Source organism: Streptomyces bohaiensis, from assembly GCF_012033785.1.
Classification (GTDB): Bacteria; Actinomycetota; Actinomycetes; order Streptomycetales; family Streptomycetaceae; genus Streptomyces; species Streptomyces bohaiensis.
This window is the reverse complement of the sequence record NZ_JAAVJC010000063.1, coordinates 1-22119: the sequence shown is the minus strand read 5'-3', so window position 1 is coordinate 22119 and position 22119 is coordinate 1. Positions and strand designations below refer to the sequence as shown.

The window sequence follows — 22119 nt, the reverse complement described above, 5'->3', positions numbered from 1 at the left end:
GCGCCGGTCCCCGCCGGGGTGTCGCCCTGTGCCGGGGTCGCGGGCGCCGGGAGCGTCGGTGCGGCGGTGTCGCGCGCTGCCGTGGCGTCGCGCGTCGCCGCGCTCCTCGGGGAGACGGTGTCGAGCGCGGTCTGCACCGCGGCGGTGACCGCCGCCGAGGCGTGGAAGTCCAGCACCGTGCTGCGCAGCGGGAGTGCCACCGTCGCCGGCCGACCGTTGCCGCCCGGCTCGCTCCGGCCCAGTCGCCGCCGGTGGTCGGCGGCTGTGGCGGCGTCGACCACCCGCGGTTCGCTGTGCGCCGGGGGCAGCCCGGCCCGCGCGTCCGGCGTGGTCAGGGCGGCCGACGGAACGGTGGGTGCGGGCGCGGTGGAGCTCGACGCCTCCGTGCTCGTCGTGGCCGGACGGGTCCGACGGGGCGCCGGGGGCTCGACCGTCTGGCCGTGGTCCACAACGAGGTCCAGGGTGCCGTCGCGGAACGCCCCCGCGGGGTCCTGGGGTCGGCCGGACTCCAGGTCGCCGTGGCGGGCGGCGGTGGGGTCGCCGGTGAGGTACGTGGTGTCCTTGCCGATGGTGAGCCCGAGCCGGTACCGCACCGGCACGCGGAACAGGTCGCTGCCGGTGGCGGGGTGGCTGAGGTTGCCCTCCTGCTTCACGGTCTGCTTGAGGTCGCTCCCCGACTTCGGGTGCATGCTCATGCTGCCGTCGACCTGACCGGGCGCCCAGTAGCCGCCGAGCGGGCCGTACAGCCGGCCGGTCATGCCACCGGTGTTGGTGTGCTCGCGGTTCCGCGCCGCCGAGACCGCCACGTCGCTGCGGCGCCCGCCCTTCACGTCGACGCCGGGCAGGCGCCGCTCGTGGGTGGCGTCCCGGGAGGGGTCGGGCAGCGTGTCCAGCGTCAGCCGGGCCCGCTTCCCGCCGGCCTCGAACCACAGCGACCGGCCGCCGTCCACCGCGTCCGGCACGGACATCGCCAGGCCCCAGCGCCCCCGCAGCTTCTTCAGCTTGCGCAGGTTCTCCAACTGCTCCCGTTGCAGGGACCCGCCGTCCGTCCGGCTGCGCTCCGCCGGGGGCAGGAAACCCTGCTCGCGCAGGGCCGTCTCGGCGGCGTCCAGCGTCGTGGGGTCGATGTCGAGGCGCGTGGGGACGACGTCGATACCGATGCCCCGCAGCGCGTCCAGGTGGGGCGGCAGCGCGCGCCGCTCCGCGGCTGTCGGCACGGTGCCCCGTGCGGTGGCCGCATCGGCGGAGGCGACGAGCAGCCGGTACGGGGCCGGGGTGCCTGCGGCCGGGGGCGCCGTGGGTGCGGTGCCGAACCGCTCCACCGTCGGGGTGCCGTGGGTGCCGTAGAAGGTGGCGGTGTATCGCACGGTGGCCTCGGTCAGCAGGCTGTGCGCCTTGGACGACAACCCGTGGACGAGGGAAGCCGAGGAGGCGACCTGGAGGCTGTCGGTCACCTTGCTGCTGTGCGCGAGCCGCCCGCCTCCGCCGCCGCCCACCTGTGCCGTGGGCCCCGAAGCGCCGTCCGGGAAACCGCTGGTCGCGAAGACACCGCCGCGCACGTCGACCCCGGCGCCCCGCGAGAGGGTCGCCTTGCGGTCGCCGCTGCCGCCGTGACCGAAGGCTGTGCCGACGGTCGTGCCGTCGTCGACGGTGAGCGGCGCGCCGGTCGGTGTGATCTCCGCGGAGAGCTGGAGGAATCCCACGGGCCGGCCCTTGGTGTCGTACAGGATCGGCGACACGGCGCCGCCGTGGCTCCCGTCGCCCTCGCCCGCCGGCGTCAGGCCCGTCTGGAGATGGGCGGTGGCACGCAGCCCCTCGTCGGCCAGGAAGGTCCGTAGCTCGGCGGCGGACTCCGGGGACAGCTCGTCCTCGTCGAGCCTGGCGATCCGCTCCTGCAGGTCGGGGAGGAGGCTGACCGCGTCGCCGGTGCTCTCCACGGCCCAGACGGGGAGGCCGGTGAGGTCCGCGGTCTGCGACCCCGGCTCCGTGCCCTCGGTGAGTGCCCGGGAGCGCGGCAGCCAGAGGGTCAGCGGGTCGGTGCTGGTGCCGGCGCCGCCGTCGTGCCCGTCCTCGTGGGTGATCACCCAGGTGGCCCGGGCGTCCAGCGGGTACTGGCCGTGGGGCGAGGACAACTCGCTGTGGACCGAGAGATGGTCGGTGACAGTGGTGTCCACCGTCAGCTCGTGGTGGGTCAGGTTGAGCGTGAACGCCAGGTCGGCCAGCCACACGGCGCCGTCCATGGGCAGCGTGTGGACGTACCCCAGCGGCAGCGTCCGCAGGTTGGCGGTGCGCTGGGTGGTCCGGGTGTCGGTCTGCTTGCCCTCGGTGCTCCCCGCCTGCGCGAAGTCGGGGCGGGACGCCGGGTCCGCGAACTGGGCCGACGGGCGGATGCCGGTGTAGCCCAGCCGCACATGAATCGTCCGCTCCGAGCCGTTGATGGACAGGGTGACGGGGTGGCCCTGTCGGGTGAGCAGCGCAGCGCGGTGCTGCACGATCTCGCGGCGGCCCAGCTGGCGCATCAGCTGTTCGCGGAAGTCGCTGCGCCGGGCGTCGTCGATGACCGCGCCGCGCGCCGCCACCGAGTCGATCACGGCGTCGTGCAGCTGGCGCACGACGCTCAGCGGCGGCGGGGACAGCGTCACCAGACCGGCGTGACTGTTCTCCGGGGAACCGATCAGCCGCGCGAAGCGCGAGAGCTGCCCCCCGGGCGGAGAGGCGGGCCGGCGGGCGGTGTCGCCGTCGGTCGAGGTGCGGCGGCTCGGCGCGGTGCCGTCGGTCGCGGTGGACGGGCCGAGGGTCAGCGGCCCGGGGCGCGGGGCTCGGTCGTGGGGCGCGCCGTGCCGCTCCGAACCGGCATCGGAGGCGCCGTCGCCGTAGGTGGGGTGCTCGGAGCGGGCCAGTTCCGCCAGGACGGCCAGCAGGGCCGGGCCGGTGGTGTCGTGGGGGACACCGTGCGCTTCGGCCCAGACCCGGGTGTCCTGGTGCAGCGCCGCGTAGGTGAGCGGCGGCGCGCCCGGTTCGGACGCCAGTCGGACGCGTTCCAGCGCCGCGAGCCCGTGCAGCGCGTCGTGGAAGGTGTCGATCCGGGAGGGGTCGGTGTCGATGGTGGGGCCGTGCAGGTCGCGCAGCAGCCGCACCCAGCGCGCCACCCGCTCGGGGGCCTGGTCGACCGGGCCGAGCGCGGTCAGCTGCAGCAGCCGGTCCACCGTCTCCGGCGCGGGCTCGGGCCGGACGGCGGTGACCTGCGGGGGCCCGCCGGGCGCGTTCCGCAGCGTGTAGACGACACGGTCGGTGTCGTTGGCGAGCCGCTGGGCGGGTGTCACCGCGGCCAGCGGGTCGCCGGTGGGCGCGGTGTCGAACCCGGGCCACAGCAGCGCCAGTCCCACGTCCGGGCCCAGCGTGCGCAGCCGGTGGGAGCGGGCGAGGTGAGCTGCGGCCTCCGCGGGGGAGACGGCCCGGGTTTCGGGCCCGTCGGCGCCGCGCAGCCGCATGCCGTCGCCTCCGGGGCCGACGACCGTGAACAGACCTTCCGTGTGCGGCGCGTTCGGGCCCTGCTGCTCCATCCAGCGTGTCACGGCGTTGGAGACGAGGGTCGCGACCCGCTCGCTGCGCGGGTCCTCCGGCCGGAACGACTGCCCGGCCTGCTGCTGCCCGTCGGGGGAGAGCAGCGTGCGGGAGCGGACCGTCGTGTCGGCGAACACGGCGCCGTCGGTGAAGGTGACCGCTCCCTCGGCGCGGCCCGGCAGCGGGCCGCGATCGGTGGGAATCCACCGGGAGGCGGGCGCATCGCTGGCGCGGTCGGTGACGACGACCGACCGGCCGCCGTCCTCCGGCCGCGGCGACGGCGTCGTCGACAACGCACTGTCGGCGGACCAGACGCGGGTGCCGAGCGCCGCCGCCAGCGCCGTCGCCAGCCGCTGGTCGGGGTCGTCCGCGAGCAGCACGACATCCGCGTCCTCGTCGCGGGCGAAGTCGCGGTCGACCAGTTCGACGAAGACGGCGTCGCTGACCGGAACAGTCTGCTCGCCGGTCCTCACCAGCAGCATGCCGTCGTCCCCGCGGCTCGCCCCGACCAGCCAGGATCCCGCGGGCCACGGGGCGTCGCGGAAGGTCACGGCGCCACCGGCGTCGCGCTCGGCCACCCGGTCGGGGGCCAGATCGACGGGACCGCTGTAGGCGATGCCGCGTTCGGTGTCGTCGTGGCTGATGCGCAGGGAGTCCGCGTGCGCGCCGGCACGGTCGAGCCGCAGCGCCGCCACCTCGGTGAGGGTCGTCGGGCGCAGCTGGAGGTCGGCCTCGGCGGTGAACCGCAGCGCCGACTCCACGTCCGCGGCGGTCAGCTCACCGTGCGGCCGCTGGAGAACGACGCGGGCCAGCGCCCGCAGGTCGGCGTCGCCGTCCCTCGCGTCCGTGTCGGCCCGCCACAGCCCCTCCGCGGTCCGGAACTGGGAGTGCAGCCGGCGGTACCGGTCCGGGGACTGCGCGAGCTCTGCTCCGAAGACGCTCAGCAACTGGTCCCGGCGGGCGGCCTCCTGCTCCGCGTCACGGAACAGCAGAGCGGCGTCGCGGAGCGCGGCGGTCTCCGCGCCCACCGACTCGACCGGGTAGTCGCGGGGCAGGTCGGCGCCGTCGCGGCGGTCGGTGGGGCCGCCACCCTCGACCGGAGCGCGATCGCCGTAGAGCCGGGTGAGCAGGGCGACGATCTCCGCCGGGTCGGGGCGGTCGCGGTCCTGCACGCCGTCCGCCGGGTCGGGGCTGCGGTAGTGGTCCCTGACCCATGCCGCGCCGTTGTTGCGCGGCAGATCGGTGGTGGTGTCGGTGCCGTGGTTGGTGCCGAGCCAGGCGGCGGTCAACTGTGCGAAGAACTCGTACACGTTGCTCGCGGAGTAGTTGGGTCCGCTCTCCGTGCCGTCGTCCGCGCGCGCGGTGAACCGACCGTCGGGCCAGGGGAAGCCGGTGTCCTGCTCGGCCTCGGCGAGTCGCGCGAGCGTGTCGGCGGCGTCCGGCCGCCCCTGCGACCGCTGAACGGTCTCGTCGATGCGCTGCTGCCGGTCGGTCTCCTGCTGCAGCGCTCCGTCGTAGGTGCGCTGGATGAGATCGGCCGCCGCCCGCAACTCGGTGTCATCGCCCCGGTAGTTCAGGAGGGCGTGGTGCACCAGGTGGGCGGTTTCGTGGGTGAGGACCGAGTAGCCGTCGGTGAAGTCGGGACCTTCGGCCATCCGATAGGGCCCGGAGGTGTCGTCGGTGGGCAGCCCCGCCTGTCGGAGGTCGGCCTGACCGACACGGTCCGCCGCCGGGGAGGACTCGCCAGTGACCGTCTCCTCACCGATGAGCGCCGTGCGGCTGTCCGGGTCCACCAGACCCCGCACGGTGTGGGCCTCCGGCATCGTCCCCAGCGCCTGCCGGGTCCCCCGGTGCAGCGGAGCGGTGTCCAGCAGCGAGATGACGCGCGGCGTCATCACCACCCGGCTGTCGGCGGCGAGCAGCTCGGTGAGGACCTGCGGGTCGCGCACCATGTCCGTGAGGCGCGCACGTGCGGCGTGGCGGGCCGTGACGGGCCGCTCGACGCCCGGGGCCGAGTGCAGCATCAGCGCCCACGCCGCCTCCCGGAACCCGGAGTCGCCCAGGCGGGCGCGCAGTTCGGCGATCCGGGTGCGCGAGGTGGCGAACTCCCGCCGCTCGGCCGGGGACAGCGCGCTGAGCGCCGCGATCTCCGGCGTGCCCTCCGGCCGGTACGGGTGGGAGGGCGCCGGTCCGTCGCCGCTCCAGGTGACGGGCCGCGCGGTGGCGGGGCCGACGGGTGCCGGTGCCGGGTTCCCGCCGGGCCCGGTGCCCGGCGTCCATCTCGGGGGCGCACCGTACAGCGTGCGGAACGTCCCGTCCTCGAACGCCGCCAGTTCGCGGAGCATCGCGACCATGGGTCCCGGGCCGACTGCCGCCGAGGAGCTCCGGTCGGTGAGCCACTGCCGGGTGTGCCGCACCAGGTCGGCCCACGTGAGGGGTTCGGGGTCGCTCTCGGCCGACAGCCGCAGGCGTTCGAGAGCCGCCGTGCCGTGCAGCAGCTCCTGGAAATCCTGCTCACGCGCCGGATCGATGTTGATGTCGTTGCCGCGCAGCGCACGAATCGTGCGCACCCAGCGTACGACCCGCTCCTCCGCCCGAGGGACGGGACCCAGCGCCGCCTGCAGGCCGAAGTTCTGGATCTGCCAGGCGTCGGGTTCGGGGAGGAACTCCGTCACGGTGGGCCGTGCCCCTGGCGCACCGGAGTCCTCGATGGCGAGGACCGGCTGCCGGCTGTCGTTGGCCACCTGCTGTGCCGGAGCGATGTCGGCCAGGAGGTCGCCCCCCGGGTGCGTCGCCAGCCCCGGCCAGAGCAGCAGCACCGACCCTTGGTCGGGCTGGCTCCGCAGCGCCTGGGCACGGCCGAGGAGGCGGGCGGCGTCCCCGCCGGAGAGCGGGCGGGGACGGCCGTCCGCATCGGGCAGGAGGGGCGTTCCGTCCGTGCTCTCCCCGACCACCGTGAACCTCGACCAGGCGGTGGCGTGGGGGCCGTACGTCCCTGTCAGGTGCTGATCCAGGGCCGACCGCTGGTCCGGGGTCAGCGGTGGTATGCGGGTGTCCCCGGGCAGCAGATTGAGACCCCGTAGCCCGTGGCCGTCCTCGGACAACTCGACCCGGTCGGTCATGGTGTCGGCAGTGAAGACGGCGCCGTCGGCGAGGACCAGGGGGCCCTGCGGCACCACGGGCGCGGGGCCGGGGTCGGTGGGTATCCACGGGCGGGGGTCGTGGCCGGCCCGCGGTCGCGCGACGAGGTCGGCCGGGCCGGGGTGCCCTTCGGGCGACCGGACGAACACCGGGGTCTGGGAGGACCAGACCCGGGACCCGGTGGTGCGGGCCACCAGCGCGGCGAGGTGCTGCCCGGGATCGTGCACGACGAGCAGGATGTCGGCCCGAGGGGTGCGCTCGCTGTCCCGCCCGATCAGCGCGGCGAGGACGAGGTCGCGCACCTCCGCCGTCCCCCGGTCGGTCCGCACGGAGAGACGGCCGTCGTCGGTGCGGAGCAGGTCGACCACGTGGGCCCCCGGCGGCCACGGGGCGCGGTGGGCGACGGCGCGGCCGTCCGCGCTCTCGACGACGACGGTCCCCGTCTCCAGAACGCGGCTGTCGCGACTGTAGCTGCGACCCTGCCGGTTGCCGTCGGCGTCGGTCAGCAGACTCCGTGCGTCGTGGTGGGCGCCGATGTCGAGCAGATGCAGCGCCGAAGCCTGGGAGAACGTCAGCAGCCCGTTGTCACGCGCGTCCGCTGCAGCGATGAGCGCTGCTCCGACATCAGCGTCGGTGAGCTCCCCGTGGGGCTGCTGGAGTATCTCGCGGCTGAACGCCCGCAGGTCGTAGGGCGCGGACATGGCGGTGGTGTCGGGGTACAGCTGGTTCGCTTGGCCGATGGCCTCAATGAGCGTGCTGAAGCGCTCGTTGTCGTCGCGGACCTGAGCGCCGCGGGCCTCGATCAGCTGTGTCTCGTACACCTGCTGCTGCCAGAAGTCGGTGAAGCTCTGGTAGAGCGCCGAGTCCTGCTGGGCCTCCGAGCGTGGGTTGTCGACGATCGGGGCCAGCGTCGTCCGGTCGCCGTACAGATGCGTCAGCAGCGCCACCATGCCGGCGAGCTGCTTCTCCGCCGTGACCCAGGCCGCACCGTTGTTCCTGGGCAGGCCGGTGAAGCCGTCCGGCCCGATGTTGGTGCCCAACCACGCCGCGGTGAGTTCAGCGAAGAACTCACGCGCGTCGGAGGCGGAGTAGTTGAACGCCGGCCCCTGGTCGCCGTCCACCCGGTACGTCCCGTTCGGCCAGGGGAAGCCGGAGTCGACCTTTCCCGCCAGGTAGTCGTCCTCCCGCTGCAGGGCAGCCTCGTACAGGTCCTGGATGTCGTCCGACGCCGACCGGAGAAGGGCCGTGGGGCCGTCGTAGCTGTCCAGCACGGTATGGATGGCGTGCGCCAGCTCGTGCGTGAGGACGGAGGCGCCCTCATCCAACAGGCTGTACGGGGTGTCCTCGCCGAGCACCGTCTCCTCGCCGAACACGACGGTGCCGGCCGCGTTGGCCACTCCGCGAATGTAGGGCACGGCGGGGTTCCGGCTCACGTCGTCCCGGGTGGCACGGTGGACCGGAGCTGTGTAGAGCAGGTTGTTGTAACGGCTCATCAGGACGACGCGGCTCTGCCCTTCCAGGAGGAGCCCGGTCACCTCCGGCGCCCGCAGCATGTCCGCCATCACGCGCCGCGCGGCGTGGCGGGCGGCGACCGGCTGCTCGACCCCGGGAGCGGCGTGCAGCATCAGCGCGGCGGCCGCTTCGGCGAACTGTGGCGGCGTCAGGCGGTTGCGGAGCGCGTCGACCCGCGCCGCGTCGGCGGCGTACGCCGCGCGCTCCGCCGAGGAGAGTCGCCCGATCTCGGCGGCTTCCTGGGTGCTCTCCCAGCGGAGGAGCCCGGCGCCCTCCCGGGCCTCCTCGAGTCGCTCCTGCGGAGTCCGCGCAGGCGGCGCGGGGGAGTCGTCGCGGGCAGCCGTGGGCGGGGCGGCGGACGGCCCGGAATCCATCGCGTGCGTCGCAGGGGCTGCCGGGCCGGGACGGGCGCCCTCCTCCTGGGCCGCGAAGCGGTCCAACGCCACTGTCATCGCTTCCACGCGAGAGGTGCCGGCGGGGAGCTTCTTCCACTCGGCGTTCATGGTTCGGCCGATGTCGTCCCAGCTGAGCGGCGGAGCGCCCGCGTCGCTGCGCAGCGCCAGCCGCTCCAGGGCGGCGATGCCGTACAGCCGCTGCTCGAACTCCTCCGTCCGCGTCGGGTTGACGTCGATGTCGGAGCCGTAGATCGCACGCAGGGCGCGCACCCAGCGGGTCACCCGCTCGGCGGCGTGCGGCACCGGGCCCAACGCGGTCAGCGTCGCGATGCGGGCGATCCCCGCTCCGTCCGGCTCGGGCGCGAAGCTCCGGACCTCCGTGGGGCGACCGGGGCGGGGCACGGGGACGTAAACGGTGGCGCGGAGGCCGTTCGCCAGTCGCTGGGCGGCCGTGATCTCGCTCAGCGGGTCGGGCAACCGCTGGGAGGACAGCCCGGGCCACACCAGCATGAGGCCCTCGGTCCGCCCGAGGTTGCGCAGACTCTGCGCGCGCGTCAGCAGGGACACCGTTTCGCGCTCGGAGAGCGGTCGGGGCGTGCCCGGCGTGTCCGCGGCCCACACCACCGGCCCGCTCGCGTCGCCCTGCCCGACGACGGTGAAGAACGGGCGGGTGGCGCCCGCGCCCAGGCGGTTCCTCACGTGCCGGCTCACCGCGTCCGTGAACTGCGCCATCGCCGCACGGTCGATCCGGTCGGGCGGGGTGAACGACCGGCCCGCGACCCGCTGCCCGTCCGCGTCCAGCAGCGGGGACGCGAGGAGGGAGCCGTCGGCGAACACGGCCCCGTCGGCCGCGAGCACCTGGGCCGGGCGCGGCCCGGGCAGCGTACCGGGGTCGGTGGGGATCCAGGGCTGGTCGGCGTCCCGGAGGAGGACGCCGGGCCCCGGCCCCGCGGCCGGGCTGAGCAGGGCCGGGCCCTCCGGCGAGCCGTCCGTGGACCACACCCGCGTCTGAAGCAGGTTGGCGAGCAGCGCGGACAGGAGCTGGCCCGGGTCGGGCCGGGTCAGCACGATCGGCCCGGCGGGCCGGTTCGCGCCCAGCGGGGAGCCGGGCTGCCCGTAGGGGGTCGGGGCCGTCATGTCGCCGTGGCCGATGACGTGCGCCAGGGTGGTTGCGTCGACGTCGAAGGAGTTGTGGCGGGTCCGGACGAGGTACCGGCCGTCCCCGGTCCGCTCGACGTCGACGGCGAAGACCTGGCCCGGCCACGGGGCCGGCCGGCGGGTGACGCCCTCGGGTGTCGTCACGGCGATCTCGTCCAGCCGCAGCGCGGGTCCGTCGCCACTGTAGGAGCGGCCCTGGACCCTCCCGTCGGCCGCGGTCAGCAGGCTGAGCGCACCGTCGTTGGCGCCCAGGCTCCGCAGCCGGAAGGCCGCCGCGGCGGTGAGCGTGCTGAATCCCCGGGACTGCGCGTCGCGCAGTGTGTCGAGCGCGGAGTCGACGTGGGACGGGGTCAGCTCCCCGCGCGGCAGCTGGAGGACCTCGCGTGCGAGCGAGACCAGGTCCCACGGTCGGGGTGCGCGCGCCGGGTCCATGGAGCGCATCGTCTCGCCCCGGGCGAAGCCGTCCGCCAGTTCCCGGAACCGTGCCTGGTCCCGCGAGACCTCGGGGCCGTAGACGGCGACGAGCTGGTCGTTCAGGTACCTGTCGCCCTCCACACGGTTCCAGAAGGCGCCGAGCGCGTCGTGGGTGTCGTTCTCCCGCCTGGCCCAGGCGACCGGATTGTCGGCGGGCGGCGTCACGAACGACTCCGTGTCGATCTGCATCGCATCGGGGTCGGGCGGGACGCGGTCGCCGTAGAGCCGCTGCAGCAGGGCGACCAGCGGCTTGGCGCGCTGCGAGACGTCCGGCCGCGGAGCGCGGACGGACGTGTCCGGGGTGCCGGTGCTCTCCGCGGAGTCGCTGCCGTTCTCCGACGTGCTGTCGCTCCGTCCGCCGGAGCTGCTGTCGCTTCCCGCGTCGGCCCCGCCCTCGGTGGCGGGCGCCGTCGTATAGGCGTCGATCACCCACTGGGCGCCGTTGTTGCGGGGCAGGCTGGAGAAGCCGTCCGTCCCGTGGTTGGTCCCGAGCCAGGCCGCCGTCAGCTCGGCGAAGAACTCGTGCACGTTCGTGGAGGAGTAGTTGGGCTCGCCCCAGGTGCCGTCGGTCTGGAAGCGGCGGTGGGGGCCGTTGGGCCAGGGCGCTCCGGTGTTCGCCTCCTCCTCGACGATCCGGTCGATCCGCCCGATCCAGCCCGGCTTGCCCTTCGCCTTCTCGATCCGCTGCTCGATGCGTTCCGCCCGAGCCGTGTCGATCGCGGTGAAGGCGTCGTAGACGCCCTGGATCACGGACGCCGCCGAGCGGAACTGCGGGTCGGCCCCCCGGTAGTGCAGCAACGCGTTGTGCACGGCGTGGCCGGCCTCGTGGGCCAGGACCGACAGACCCTCCCCGAACTGCTGGAACGACGCCTCTCCCAGCAGGTTCTCCTCACCGAGGATCACCGTCGCGTCCCGCGTGATGCCGCGGATGGTGGCGGTCGGGGTGGCGAAGCCGGTGATGGCGCGGCGCGCCCGGTACCCCGGGCCGGTGTTGGTGATCGCCGTCGTCCGGCCCATCAGCAGGAAGCGGGTGCCCCTGCCGAGCAGCAGACCGATCGTGTCGTGGTTGTCGCGCAGCAGGTCGGCGAGACGGCGGCGGGCGGCGTGGCGGGCGGCGACCGGGCGCTCCACCCCGGGCAGCAGGTTCAGCATCAGCGCCGCTGCGGCCTCGGCGAACTGCGGCGGTGTCAACCGGTCTCGGAGCGCGGCGACACGCTGCGGGTCCCGGGCGAAGCGGTCGCGCTCCGCCTCGCTCATCAGGGAGATGTCGGCGGTCGCCTGGTGGCTCTCCGCCTGGTACAGGTTCGGGTCGACCGGCGGGGGAGGGAGAGCAGGGGCCGACGGTGTGTCCGTCGTCGCCGCTTCGCCCGTGCGTATGGCGTGCACGGTTGCCACACGGGGGCGCTCCTGTGCGGCGGACTGGTCGAGGAGGTGCTCCAGCACGCCCCAGGCGTTCGTCCCGGGCGGCAGCGCGCTCCGGTGGTCCTGGAGGTATGCCGTGAGCGACGCCGTGGACCACGGGTCGGCGGTGGGGCTGACACGCAGTCGGGTCCGCTCCAGGGCGGCGAAGCCGTGCATGAGCTGTTCGAACCGGGCCGTTTGCGCCGGCATGGTGTCGATGGGCATGCCGGTCATGAGGCGGGCTGCCCGCACCCAGCGTCGGACCCTCTCCTCTGCGCGGTCGACCGGTCCGAGCCCGGTCAGCGAGCTGATCTCGGCGAGTCGCTCGGCGTTCGGCTGGGGGGCGATCTCTCTGAACCCGCCCCCGGGCTGCGGGATGAAGAGGCTCCCCCCGCGGGCGTCGGCCAGGGCCTGGAGTGGCTCCGGGGTCACCAGCGGATCTCTCGGCGTGGCCGGTGCGGTGTCGAGCTCGGGCCATATCAGGAGGAGCCCTGAGTGGTCGGAGGTCTGACGCAGACTGTGGGCCCGCCCGAGCAGCTGCATCACCTGTTCCGGGGTGGCCGGTACGGGTTGCCGCGGGGAGCGGGTGTACAGCAGCGGCTGGGAGTTGTTTCCGTCGCCGGTGACGAACAGGGGAGGCAGCGCGCCCGGGAGGCCGTCCCGGGCCGCGAGGATCTGGCTCACCGCAGTGAGCGCGTTGCGGAGGTACGCCGCGGAGACGCGCGTCGTCGAGCCGTAGGTGCGGCCAGCTTCCCGCTGCCCGTCCTCCGACACCACCGACCGGGAGAGGATCTGCCCGTCGTGGAGGATGTTGCCGGCGAGTGTCACCGTCCCCGGAGCCGGGACGGGGGAGGTGGACGGCGTGGTGGCGACCCAGAGCGCCCCGGAGCGCCGGACGAGTACGGAGCGGCCCGAAGCGTCGGCCGAAGGGCGGGCTTCCACATCCGCGGTCGAGTAGCTGACGATGTCCGTCGCTGCGGCGAGCGCGGTCGCCAGGTGCCTGTCGGGGTCGGGACGGCTCAGCACCAGGGCTGCGGGCCGTGAGTCCAGATGTTCGAGCGCTCCTGCTATCAGATCGGCAAGCACGGGCAGGGTGAGCGTGACGATCTCTCCGTCGACGCGGGCGACGTACCGGCCGTCCTCGGTGGCCACCACGTCGAGCACCATGGCCGGCTGCGGCCACGGAGCAGGCCGCCGTTCCACGCTGCCGTCCGGCCGGAGAACAGCCGTCTCGTCCAGCCGGGGCGCAGGGACGGGGCCGCTGAGGGCCCAACCCAGCTCGGCGCCATTGGCGAGCAACTCAGTGCCGTCGAGGACGCCGAGCTCCTGCAGCCGTATGACGGCGACCTGCGTCAGGGTCTTGGCGTCGTTCCTCTGCCCGTACTCGATCGCCTTCAACGCTGGCCCGACGTCGTCGTACCTGACGTGACGTGGCGGGCGCTGGAGGACCTCCGCGACGAGCGAGACCAGGTCGGCCGGCCGCGGGCCGTGCGCGGGGTCGGCGGCGCGCAGGTCCTCGCCCGCGAGGAACAACGCGGAGTAGATGTCGAGCATCTTGGCGTTGGCGCGCAACGGCGGGCCGAAGACGCGCAGCAGTTGCTCGACCCTCGCCAGGTCGGCATCCCGGTGGGGCAGGAAGTCTCCCGCGCGCGCCAGCCACTGGTCGGATGTGTACGTCTCCGTGAGCGGGTTCTCGTCGGGGATGTGATAAGGGCTCGGCAGAACTCTGCCGTCCTCGTCGCGAGGAGGGGCGGTCCGGTCGCCGTAGAGAAAGGTCAGCAGCCGCACCATGGGAGCCCCGTAGTGGGCACGGACCCAGTCCGGGCCGTTGTTGCGGGGCCGGCCGGTGAAAGAGTCCCTTCCGGCGTTGGTGCCCAACCAGGATGAGCTCAGCTCGGCGAAGAACTCGTGCACGTTGGTCGCGGAGTAGTTCACCTCCGACCAGGTGCCGTCGTCGCGGTAGGTGCGGTACTCGCCGTTGGGCCAGCTGCTCTTGTCCGGGTGAGCTGCGATGGCGGCGCGTGTACGTGCGATCTCGTCCGGGGCACCGCGGAACGGTGCGATCTTCTTGTCGATCTTGGCTGTACGGGCGTCCTCCTTGGCCTTGGCCGTGTCGAACGCTCGCTGGATGACGTCCGCCGCCGTCGCGAACCGCTTGTCACTGCCGCGGTACTCGCTGAGCATGCGGTGAACCGCGTGGGCGGTCTCGTGCGAGAGTACCGACTGCCCCGGAGCCGCCTGCGAGAAGAGGGGGAGTGCCCCGGTGAGGTTCTCCTCGCCGAACGCCACCACGGGGCTGCCTGTTGCCGTGGTGACGCCTCTGACGCGGTTCCATGGCACTCCGTCGGCCACCTGCTGCTCTCGTAGCCGCAGGTGCAGCGGAGCGGTGTCGGTGACGGGCACCGCCCGCGCCAGGACCAGGAACCGGGTGCCGGCAGCCAGAAGCATGTCCACCACGGCGGTGTTGCTGCGGAAGATGTCCGCGAGGCGACGACGAGCCGCGTGGCGGGCAGCTGCCGGCCGCTCCACCCCCGGAGCCAGGTGGAGCATCAGCGCGGCAGCCGCCTCGATGTACTGCGGGGGCATCAGCTTCGTCTTGAGGTCCGCGATGTACGCGGGGTCGTTCGCGAGGCGCGCACGCTCGTCGCTGCTCATCCGCCCGATCTCGGCGATCGTCTCGTGGCTCTCCGGCTGGTACAGGCCGTAGTCGACCGGGTCCCGGCCGAACAGGTCCAGTGTGGCGCTCTCGGAGAGGCTCGGCGCGTCGGACAGGTCGGACAGGTCGGAGGCGGAGTTGTCGTCCGACGCGTCCCGCATCTCGGTGTCGCTGTCGGCGCCGGTGTCGGGCCGGTCCACGCCACGCAGTCCGCCGCCGCCGATACCGAGGCTCTCGCTCATGGCGAGCCGCAGCAGCATCAGGCGGATGGTGTCGGCGTCGACCCGCATGCCAGGAGTGTCCCGGTGGAAGTCCGCGGTGTGCTGCCGCAGGGCGTCCGAGGTGAGGGGCTCGGGGTCGGTGGCGTTGCGGAACTGGCGTCGTTCGAGGACCGCCATGCCGTGCAGCAGGTTCCGGAACTCGTCCGCCCGGTTAGGAGTGCGGTCGATGTCGGGGCCGTAGAGCGACCGGAGCGCGCGCACCCAGCGCGTGACCCGCTCCTCGGCGCGCGGCACCGGCCCGAGCGCCGTGGTGTGCAGGTGCTCCCGGATCTGCTGCGGCGTGGGGTCCGGGTGGAAGGCGCGGACCCCGGGCGGCCTGCCGGGGGCGGGCGCGGCGTCGACGGCGTAGACCGTGCGCTCGGCGTGGTTGGCGAGCTGCTGGGCGGGCGGTGTGTCGGTGAGCGGGTCGGTGGTGGTCGGCGTGGTGAAGCCGGGCCACATCAGGGAGATGGCGGCGCCGGGCGGCAGGGCGCGGAGGTTGCGCCCGCGGGTGAGGAAGCGGACGGCCTCCTGCCCGGAGAGGTGCCGGGGCTGCGTGGGAGCACTGGTGAGGTGGATCTGGGGCGACTGGCCGTCGCCGCGTCCGATGAGGGCCAGATTGATCGAGCCTGCGGCCCGGTCGCCGTAGGTGGACCGCACATGGCTGTCGATCGCGGTGGCCATCATCTGCACGGCGGGCAGGACGTTCTGGTCGATGTGGACGAACGAGACCCGCGTGACCTGCCGCGCGTCCTGCGGCCCGTCGAGCATCGAGCGGGAGGCGATGTCGCCCGAGGCCAGGGCGGTGCCGTCGTGCAGCGTGACGGATGTGGTGGGGTCCCCCGGGCGGTTGCCGGAGTCGGTGGGGACCCAGAGGTCCGTCCCCTGCATGCCGACGGCGTCGGCGACCACCGTGTACTGGTCGGGATCGTTGGGAGAGGGCAGCGGGGTCAGCCGCTGGGTGGTGGACCAGACCCGGGCTCCGGTGGCGTTGGCGACCAGCGCGGCGAGGTGATGGCCGGGATCGGCCGAGAGGAGGGCGATCTGACCCCGGCCGCGTCCGTCGGGGTCGAGGCGGAGGAGTTCGGCCAGGACGGGGGCGGTGACCTCGGCGGTGCCGTCGTCGAGTCGGACCCGGTAGTGGCCGTCCGGGGTGCGGTGGACGAGCAGCGCGTAGGTGTCGGCCCGCCAGGGCGCCGGACGGTGCGCGACGGCGCCCGCACCGTTGCGCAGGGCGACGGTCGACAGGTCGATCCCGGGGTCGTCGTCACTGAGGACCCGGCCCTGGAAGGCGTCACCGGCGCCCTCCAGCCTGCTCCGGTCGCCGAGCGCGCCGCCGACCAGCAGGCGGTGCGCGGCCGCCTGGGTCAGGGTCCGCGCGCCGGCGCCGTACGCCGCCACCGCCGCCTCCAGCGCCTGGCGCACGTGCAGGGGAGTGACGTCCCCGTGCGGCATCTGGAGGAGGTCGCGGGTCAACTGCCGCAGGTCCAGCGGCCCCTCCCCGTGGACGGGGTCCACCGTCCGCAGATCGTCCGCGAGCCGCAGCTGGTCCACGACACCACGGAAGGAGGGGTGCTCGCGGGCTGCCGGTCCCAGGACGTCGAGGAGCTGGCGCTCCCGGGCGGCCGTCGCCTCCTGGTGGTCGGTGAACTCCCGGGCGGCGTTCAGGACGCCGTCCATCCGGGCGGTCTCCCGCAGGGGGTTGGCCGGCGGCAGCGCGGTCTCGTTGCGTTCCGTGCCGGGGACGGTCGTCCGGTCGCCGTAGAGCTGGACCAGCAGCTGCATCAGCTCGCGGGGGATGTGGTGGAGCGGCGCGTCGGGCCGGTCCGGTGGCGGCGTGACACTCACCCCCGGGTCGGCGTTGGCCCGCACCCACGCGGCGCCGCTCCTGCGCTCGCCGACGATGGCGACCTCGCGGTTGAGGTCCAGGTAGGCGTTGGTCAACTCCGCGAAGAACTCGTGCGAGTTCGAGGCCGAGTAGTTGGGGCCGGTCCAGGTGCCGTCGGGCCTGCGGTGGGCGAACTCGCCGTTCGGCCAGGGGAAGCCGCGGTGCCGGGGGTCGTTGAGGATGCGCTGGATCTCCGCCGCCTCGTTCGGCTGTCCCGTGACGGCGGCGATCTCCCGGTCGATCGTCCGCCGTCGCTCCACCTCGGTGGCGCGGGCGCGCTCGAAGGTGCGCTGGATGGTCTCCCGGGCGTTCAGGAGCACCGGGTTGGTACCTCGGTACTCGACGAGCGCCTCGTGGATGACGTGGCCCGTCTCGTGGGTGATGACCGAGCCGCCCTCGAAGTACCGGCCGTAGCGCCCGGATGCGCCGACGAGCGTCTCCTCGCCGACGAACGCCAGGCCGACGAGGTCCTTGGCCATCCCGCGGGTATAGGTCCACCGTTCGCTGGCGCGCATGCCCGGCGACCGGTGCACGGGTGCCACGTCGACGAGGGAGGTGTCGCGCGGCAGGATGGTGATCTGCGTCTGCAGACGCAGCAGCAGCTCCGTCACCTCGGGGTCGACCAGCATGTCGGCGACGTGGCGGCGCATCGCCTGGCGTGCGCTCACCGGCTGCTCCACGCCCGGCGCTTGGCGCACCATGAGGACGGCAGCGAGCTCGGCGAACTGCGCCTGCGGCAGGGTCTGGCGCTGCTGTGCCACCCAGGCCGGGTCGCCCATCAGCGCGTCGCGTTCCGCCGGCGTCCGCCGTGCGATCTCGGCGATGTGCTCGGTGGACTCCGCGCGCCCCGGGTCGTGCACGGCGGCCCGGCTCTCCGCCGCCCCCTCGCTCTCCGTGACCACCGGGGACCGTCGCCCGTCGGCACCGGGCGCGTCCGCGGTCGGGGAGTCGGGGACGAGCGGGTCCGGGAGACTCGGGGTGTCGGAGAGGTCGGAGAGCTCGGAGCTGGAGTCCGCGTCCCGCATGTCCACGTCGCTGCCGTGCAGCGGGGCACCGCGGAACCCGCCGTCCCCGCCGCGAGCGCGGTCGTGGGCCTGCTGGAGCGTGAAGGTCAGCGACGCCAGGTCGAAGGGGACGTTCGGGTAGCCGTGGCGCGCGGACTCCGTCTCGACCAGCGACCGCAGCTCGGCCCAGGTCAGCGGCCCGGCCTCCGGGTTGGCCGCCAACCGCTCGTTCTCCAGCGCGGCGAAGCCGTACAGGCGCAGGCTGTACTCCCGGTTGCGGTCCGGGTCCACGTCGATGTCCCGGTCCCCGAGGGTCCGCAGCGCCCGTACCCAGGTCACCACCCGTGTTCCGGGGTCGGAGGCCTGCGGCGAGAGCCGGGTGTGCGTCACGATCTCGGCCCGGGTGGCGTCGTCCGGCTCCGGATGGAAGGCGTGGACCGTGCCGTCGGGCTGGCCGCTCTCCTCCTTGAGCACCAGCCGCGGCGGCAGGCCGTCCTCCGCGCCGTGCAGCTCCATGGGCCGGTCGGACGCCCAGACGGTGCGGTCGGTGCGGTTGGCGATGTGCTGCGGGACGGGCACGTCGTGGAGCGGGTCCCGCGTCGGGTGCATCGTCGCCGACTGGCAGGAGATGAGGAAGATGTCGTGGTGGGCCGGCAGGTTCTGGATGCTCTTCCGGCGGGCCAGGAACCCGCCGATCTCCGGCCCCCGCAGATTGAAGCCCCGCTTACCGTCGGGTAGTTGCGCCAGGTCGGTGCGGCCGTGGAGGAAGGCCGTGTAGGAGCTGGTCAGCGGCTGCGCCAGCCGCGTCAGCCCGTACTCGTCCCCCTGCCGGATGCCGAGCGGGTCGGTGTCCCGCCGGTGGCTGAAGTGGGCGACCGCCGACAGCTCCCGGACGTCGTCCTCGACCCGCGCCATCTCGTCCGGGGTGAGGAACACGGCGCCGGCTCCGGCGCGCCCGTCCTCGGTGCTGACAGTCCAGAACCGGGTGTCGCGGTCGAGGTGGCGCTGGTTGCCCGCGTCGCGCCACGCGGCGTCGGCGTTGTCGGGCACCAGTCCGGGGACGTTGGCGCTCCACTCGCCGTACGGCATGTTCTCGGCGGTGCGGTACTGCACCGGAACCGGGGCGCCGCCGCTTTCGGCCGTCGGCGCCCAGCGGAACGCCCCGTCGTTGGACCACACCCGGACGTTCGCCGCGTCGGCCACCTGCCGCGCCAGCGCGGAACCGTCCTGCGGCAGCGCCAGGACGAGATCCCGGCCCGCCGGGCGGTTCGGGTCCAGGGCGACCAGGCGGGCGAAGAGCGCGTCACTGATCTCGACGGGGCCGCGCTCGCCGTGGAGCCGCACCCTGCCGGGCTCGGTGCGCTCCGGGGCGTAGACGAACGCGTCGCCGGGCCACGGCGGGGCGGAGTCCACCGCGGCGGGGACGGTGCCGTCGGCGCGCCCCGCGGCCAGGTCCGTGCCCATCCGGGCCAGTGTGGCCCCTGCGGGGATCGACCCGCCGCTGAGGTCGCGTCCCCGCGGGGTGTCCGCCGGGCCCAGCAGCGAGGAGTCCGTCAGCACGCCCAGCCGCTGGAGCCGGTACAGCGCCATGGTGGTGACGCTGTCGGCGAAGCCGTCCCGGCGGGCGCTGTTGGCGACGCCGAGCGCCTCCCGTATCCGGCCCGGTGGCACGTCGGCGTCGGGTGAGAGCTGGAGGATCTCGCGGGAGATCGCGGGCAGGTCGTAGTTGAGCGGGCGGAACGGCCGGTCCAGCGCGTTCAGCACGTCGATCATCGGGGCGAAGTCGTTCCGGTTCCGGGCGTCGTTGCCGAGCGCGCCGGTCAGGATCGTCTCCAGCACCTCGCGGCGGGAGGTCCCGGGCGCGGCGAGCGCCCCCGTCTCGGGGGAGACGGGCCGTTCGGCCGTCCCGTCGCGCCGGGAGTCCGGGGCGTCGCTCTCCGGGCGCGGCACGAACGGCAGCGTGCCCTGGCCGAGGGCGGGGTCCGGCCCGTCGGGGCCGTCCCAGAGGGAACGGAACGCGTTCCAGACCTCGTTCTCCTCCCGGACCGCCTCCGACGGGTTGTACGGACCGATCCCGGCGGTGCGCCGGGGCCCGTACAGCTCCAGCAGCAGCGGCACCAACCGTTGGGCCAACTGCCGCTCCCACGCCACGGCGTCCCGGGCCTCCTGCTCGGCCGCCGACAGCGCCTCGCCCGGCGCCCTCGTGGCGGTGTCCGGGTCGGTCCGGACGACGCGGTCGACGAACTGCGTCACCCACTGCTGGTCGTTGCGCATGGGCAGGCGGGTGAAGGGGTCCTTGCCGCTGTTGCTGCCGAGCCAGGCGTTGGTCAGCTGCGCGAAGAACTCCTCCTGGTCACGGATCGCGTAGTTGGGCTGGGTCCAGCTGCCGTTCTTTCGGCGGCGACGCGCGGGGCCGTTGGGGGAGTCGTCGAGACGCACCCCGGCGCGGTGCGCGGCGGTGATCACGGCGGCCGCACGGTCCAGCGGGTTGTCGCCCAGGGGGCGGCCGTTGGGGCGGTCGGCGAGGACGCGGTGCAGCGCGTGCGCCATCTCGTGCGTCAGGATGCTGTAGCCGTCGGCGTTGGCCGCGAAGCGCGACGGCGTGCCGAGCAGGTTCTCCTCGCCGACGCCGATCGTCCGGTCGGCTCTGGAGACGCCGCGGACACCGTCCCAGTCGACCTGAGCCTTGGTCCGGTTACCGGCCAGCGAGGCGAACTCCGGCAGCTGCGTGAGGGACTGGTCGGCGGGGATGATCACGATGCGGGTCCCGGACAGCAGCAGGCGCTGCGCCATCTCGGTACTGCGCAGCATGTCGGCGACGACCCGGCGGGCCTGCCGGGCCGCGGCGGCGGGCTGGTGCACACCGGGCGGCGTGGTGACCATGAGCGCGGCGGCGACGTGGGCGAAGTGTCGGGGCTCGAGCTCGCGGCGCTTCTCGCTCACCCACTGTGCGTCGGTTGCCCGGTCCGCCCGCTCCTGGGGCGACATCCGCTCGATCGCGGCGATGGCGGGGTGGGTGCTGACGGGACGCAGCGGGTCCGGACGGTCCGCCGCGTGACGGCGGGCGCGCTGCGCCCGTACCTCGGCGGCACGCTGCTCGGGGGTGAGCGGGGCGTCGCCGCGGTTCGGGACCGTGTCGCCGGTGGCGGGCGTGGGGCGGGGCGCCGGGCCGCTGTCGGTGACGCCCTGCACGGGCGCCCCGAGCGGGGCGGGCGGTGTCGCGGCCTTCGACGACGGCGGCGTGGTCAGGGCGTCGACGGTTCGCAGGTGCTCGGGGCGGACCGCCGGCGGCGGGGTCGCCGGGCCGCTCTGCGTGGCGGACGGGCCGGCGGTGTCGAGCCCGGCGTGGCGCAGCGCCTGGGTGAGCGCAGCGTGGTCGGCGCCCAGCCGGAGGCGGGCGACCTCGGCCGGCGGCGTGCCGGGCGTCGGCAGGTAGGTGTGGAAGGTGGTGCTGTCGGAGGCGGTCGGGACCGGGCTCGCGGTGAGCACCACCGCGTCGGTGGTGGTCTCCGGTACCGGCACCAGCCGCAGGTCCACGTGGAGTTGGTCGCCGGAGTCGGGCAGCAGCAGGCCGTGGTTGACGTGCTGGTCGGCGAGGTCGCGCAGCCGCTGCTCGACATCGGGCACCTGGCCGGGGGTGACGCCCTCACCGGCGTGCACCGGTATCTCGACGGTGAGGGTGCGCACCCAGCGGCCGTCGTCGGCCTGGACGCGCTGCACGGTGGTGCGGGCGAGCGGGTCCGGGCGCTGGCCGGGCTGCTGCGCCGGGGTGGCGTCGGCCGGGGCGGGCACGACCACGACCGTCGGCGCGGGGGCGTCGGCGCGGTGCGGCTGCCACTGCTCGGGGCGGACGGGGTCGGCCACGGGGAGGGCGGTGCCGTCCTCCGCCACCGGGACGGGGGTCTGCGCGGGCGGGTTCGCCGTCGCGTCCGGGCCGCGGTCCGCGCGGTCGTCCGGCAGCGGGTCGGGCCGGGTGTCGGGCTGGGAGTCCGGCGTGTGGTCCGGCGTGTGGTCCGCCGGCCGGTCGTCGTCCGGTCGGTTCGGGGTCTGCTGGTCGCCCCGGGGCTGCGTGCCGGAGGCGGGCGCCTGGTCCGGGCTGTCCGGGCGTGCCGTCGGAGGCGGCGGCGTCGCGGGACCGGCCGACTCGGTGATCGGGCGGCGGGGCGTTTCGCCGGTGGTGTCGGCGGGAGCGGGCGAGGGCGTGACCGGGCCGCCGTCGGGCACGGTCACCGGGCCGCGGTCGGCAACGGGCGGCGTCGTGGTGACCGGCGGGGCGTCGGCGACCGGGTCCGTCGTGGCCGGGGGCGGGGTGGTCACCGGGGCGACGCCGGGTGGGGTGGTGACGACCGGCGGGGTGGTCACCGGGGTGGAGATGACCGGCGGGGTGACGACCGGCGGGGTGGTCACCGGGGTGGAGATGACCGGCGGGGTGACGGCAGGCGGCGTGCCGACCGGTGGTGTGGCCACCGGCGTCGTGACCACGGGCGACACCACCGGCGGGGCGAGCGTCGCCGGCGGTGGGACCACCGGCGGTGCGAGCGTCGCCGGCGGCAGGAGCGGGGGCGCGCCGACGGGCAGCGGTGCCGCCGGCGGGCTCACGGCGTCCGGGCTGTTCACCAGCGGCGGGCCGGGCAACCGACGCACAGTGGGTGAGCGAGAAGCGCCG

The 22119-nt window shown here is 74.5% G+C and carries 2 pseudogenes; one reads left to right on the top strand and one right to left on the bottom strand.

What is annotated here, in order from left to right:
• Nucleotides 1–21815: pseudogene (locus HCN52_RS10040) on the bottom strand (hypothetical protein); the annotation flags it as partial.
• Here HCN52_RS10040 and HCN52_RS25925 point away from each other — a divergent pair.
• Nucleotides 21793–22119, top strand: a pseudogene (locus tag HCN52_RS25925) (hypothetical protein); the annotation flags it as partial. The pseudogenes HCN52_RS10040 and HCN52_RS25925 sit on opposite strands and share 23 nt — an antisense overlap.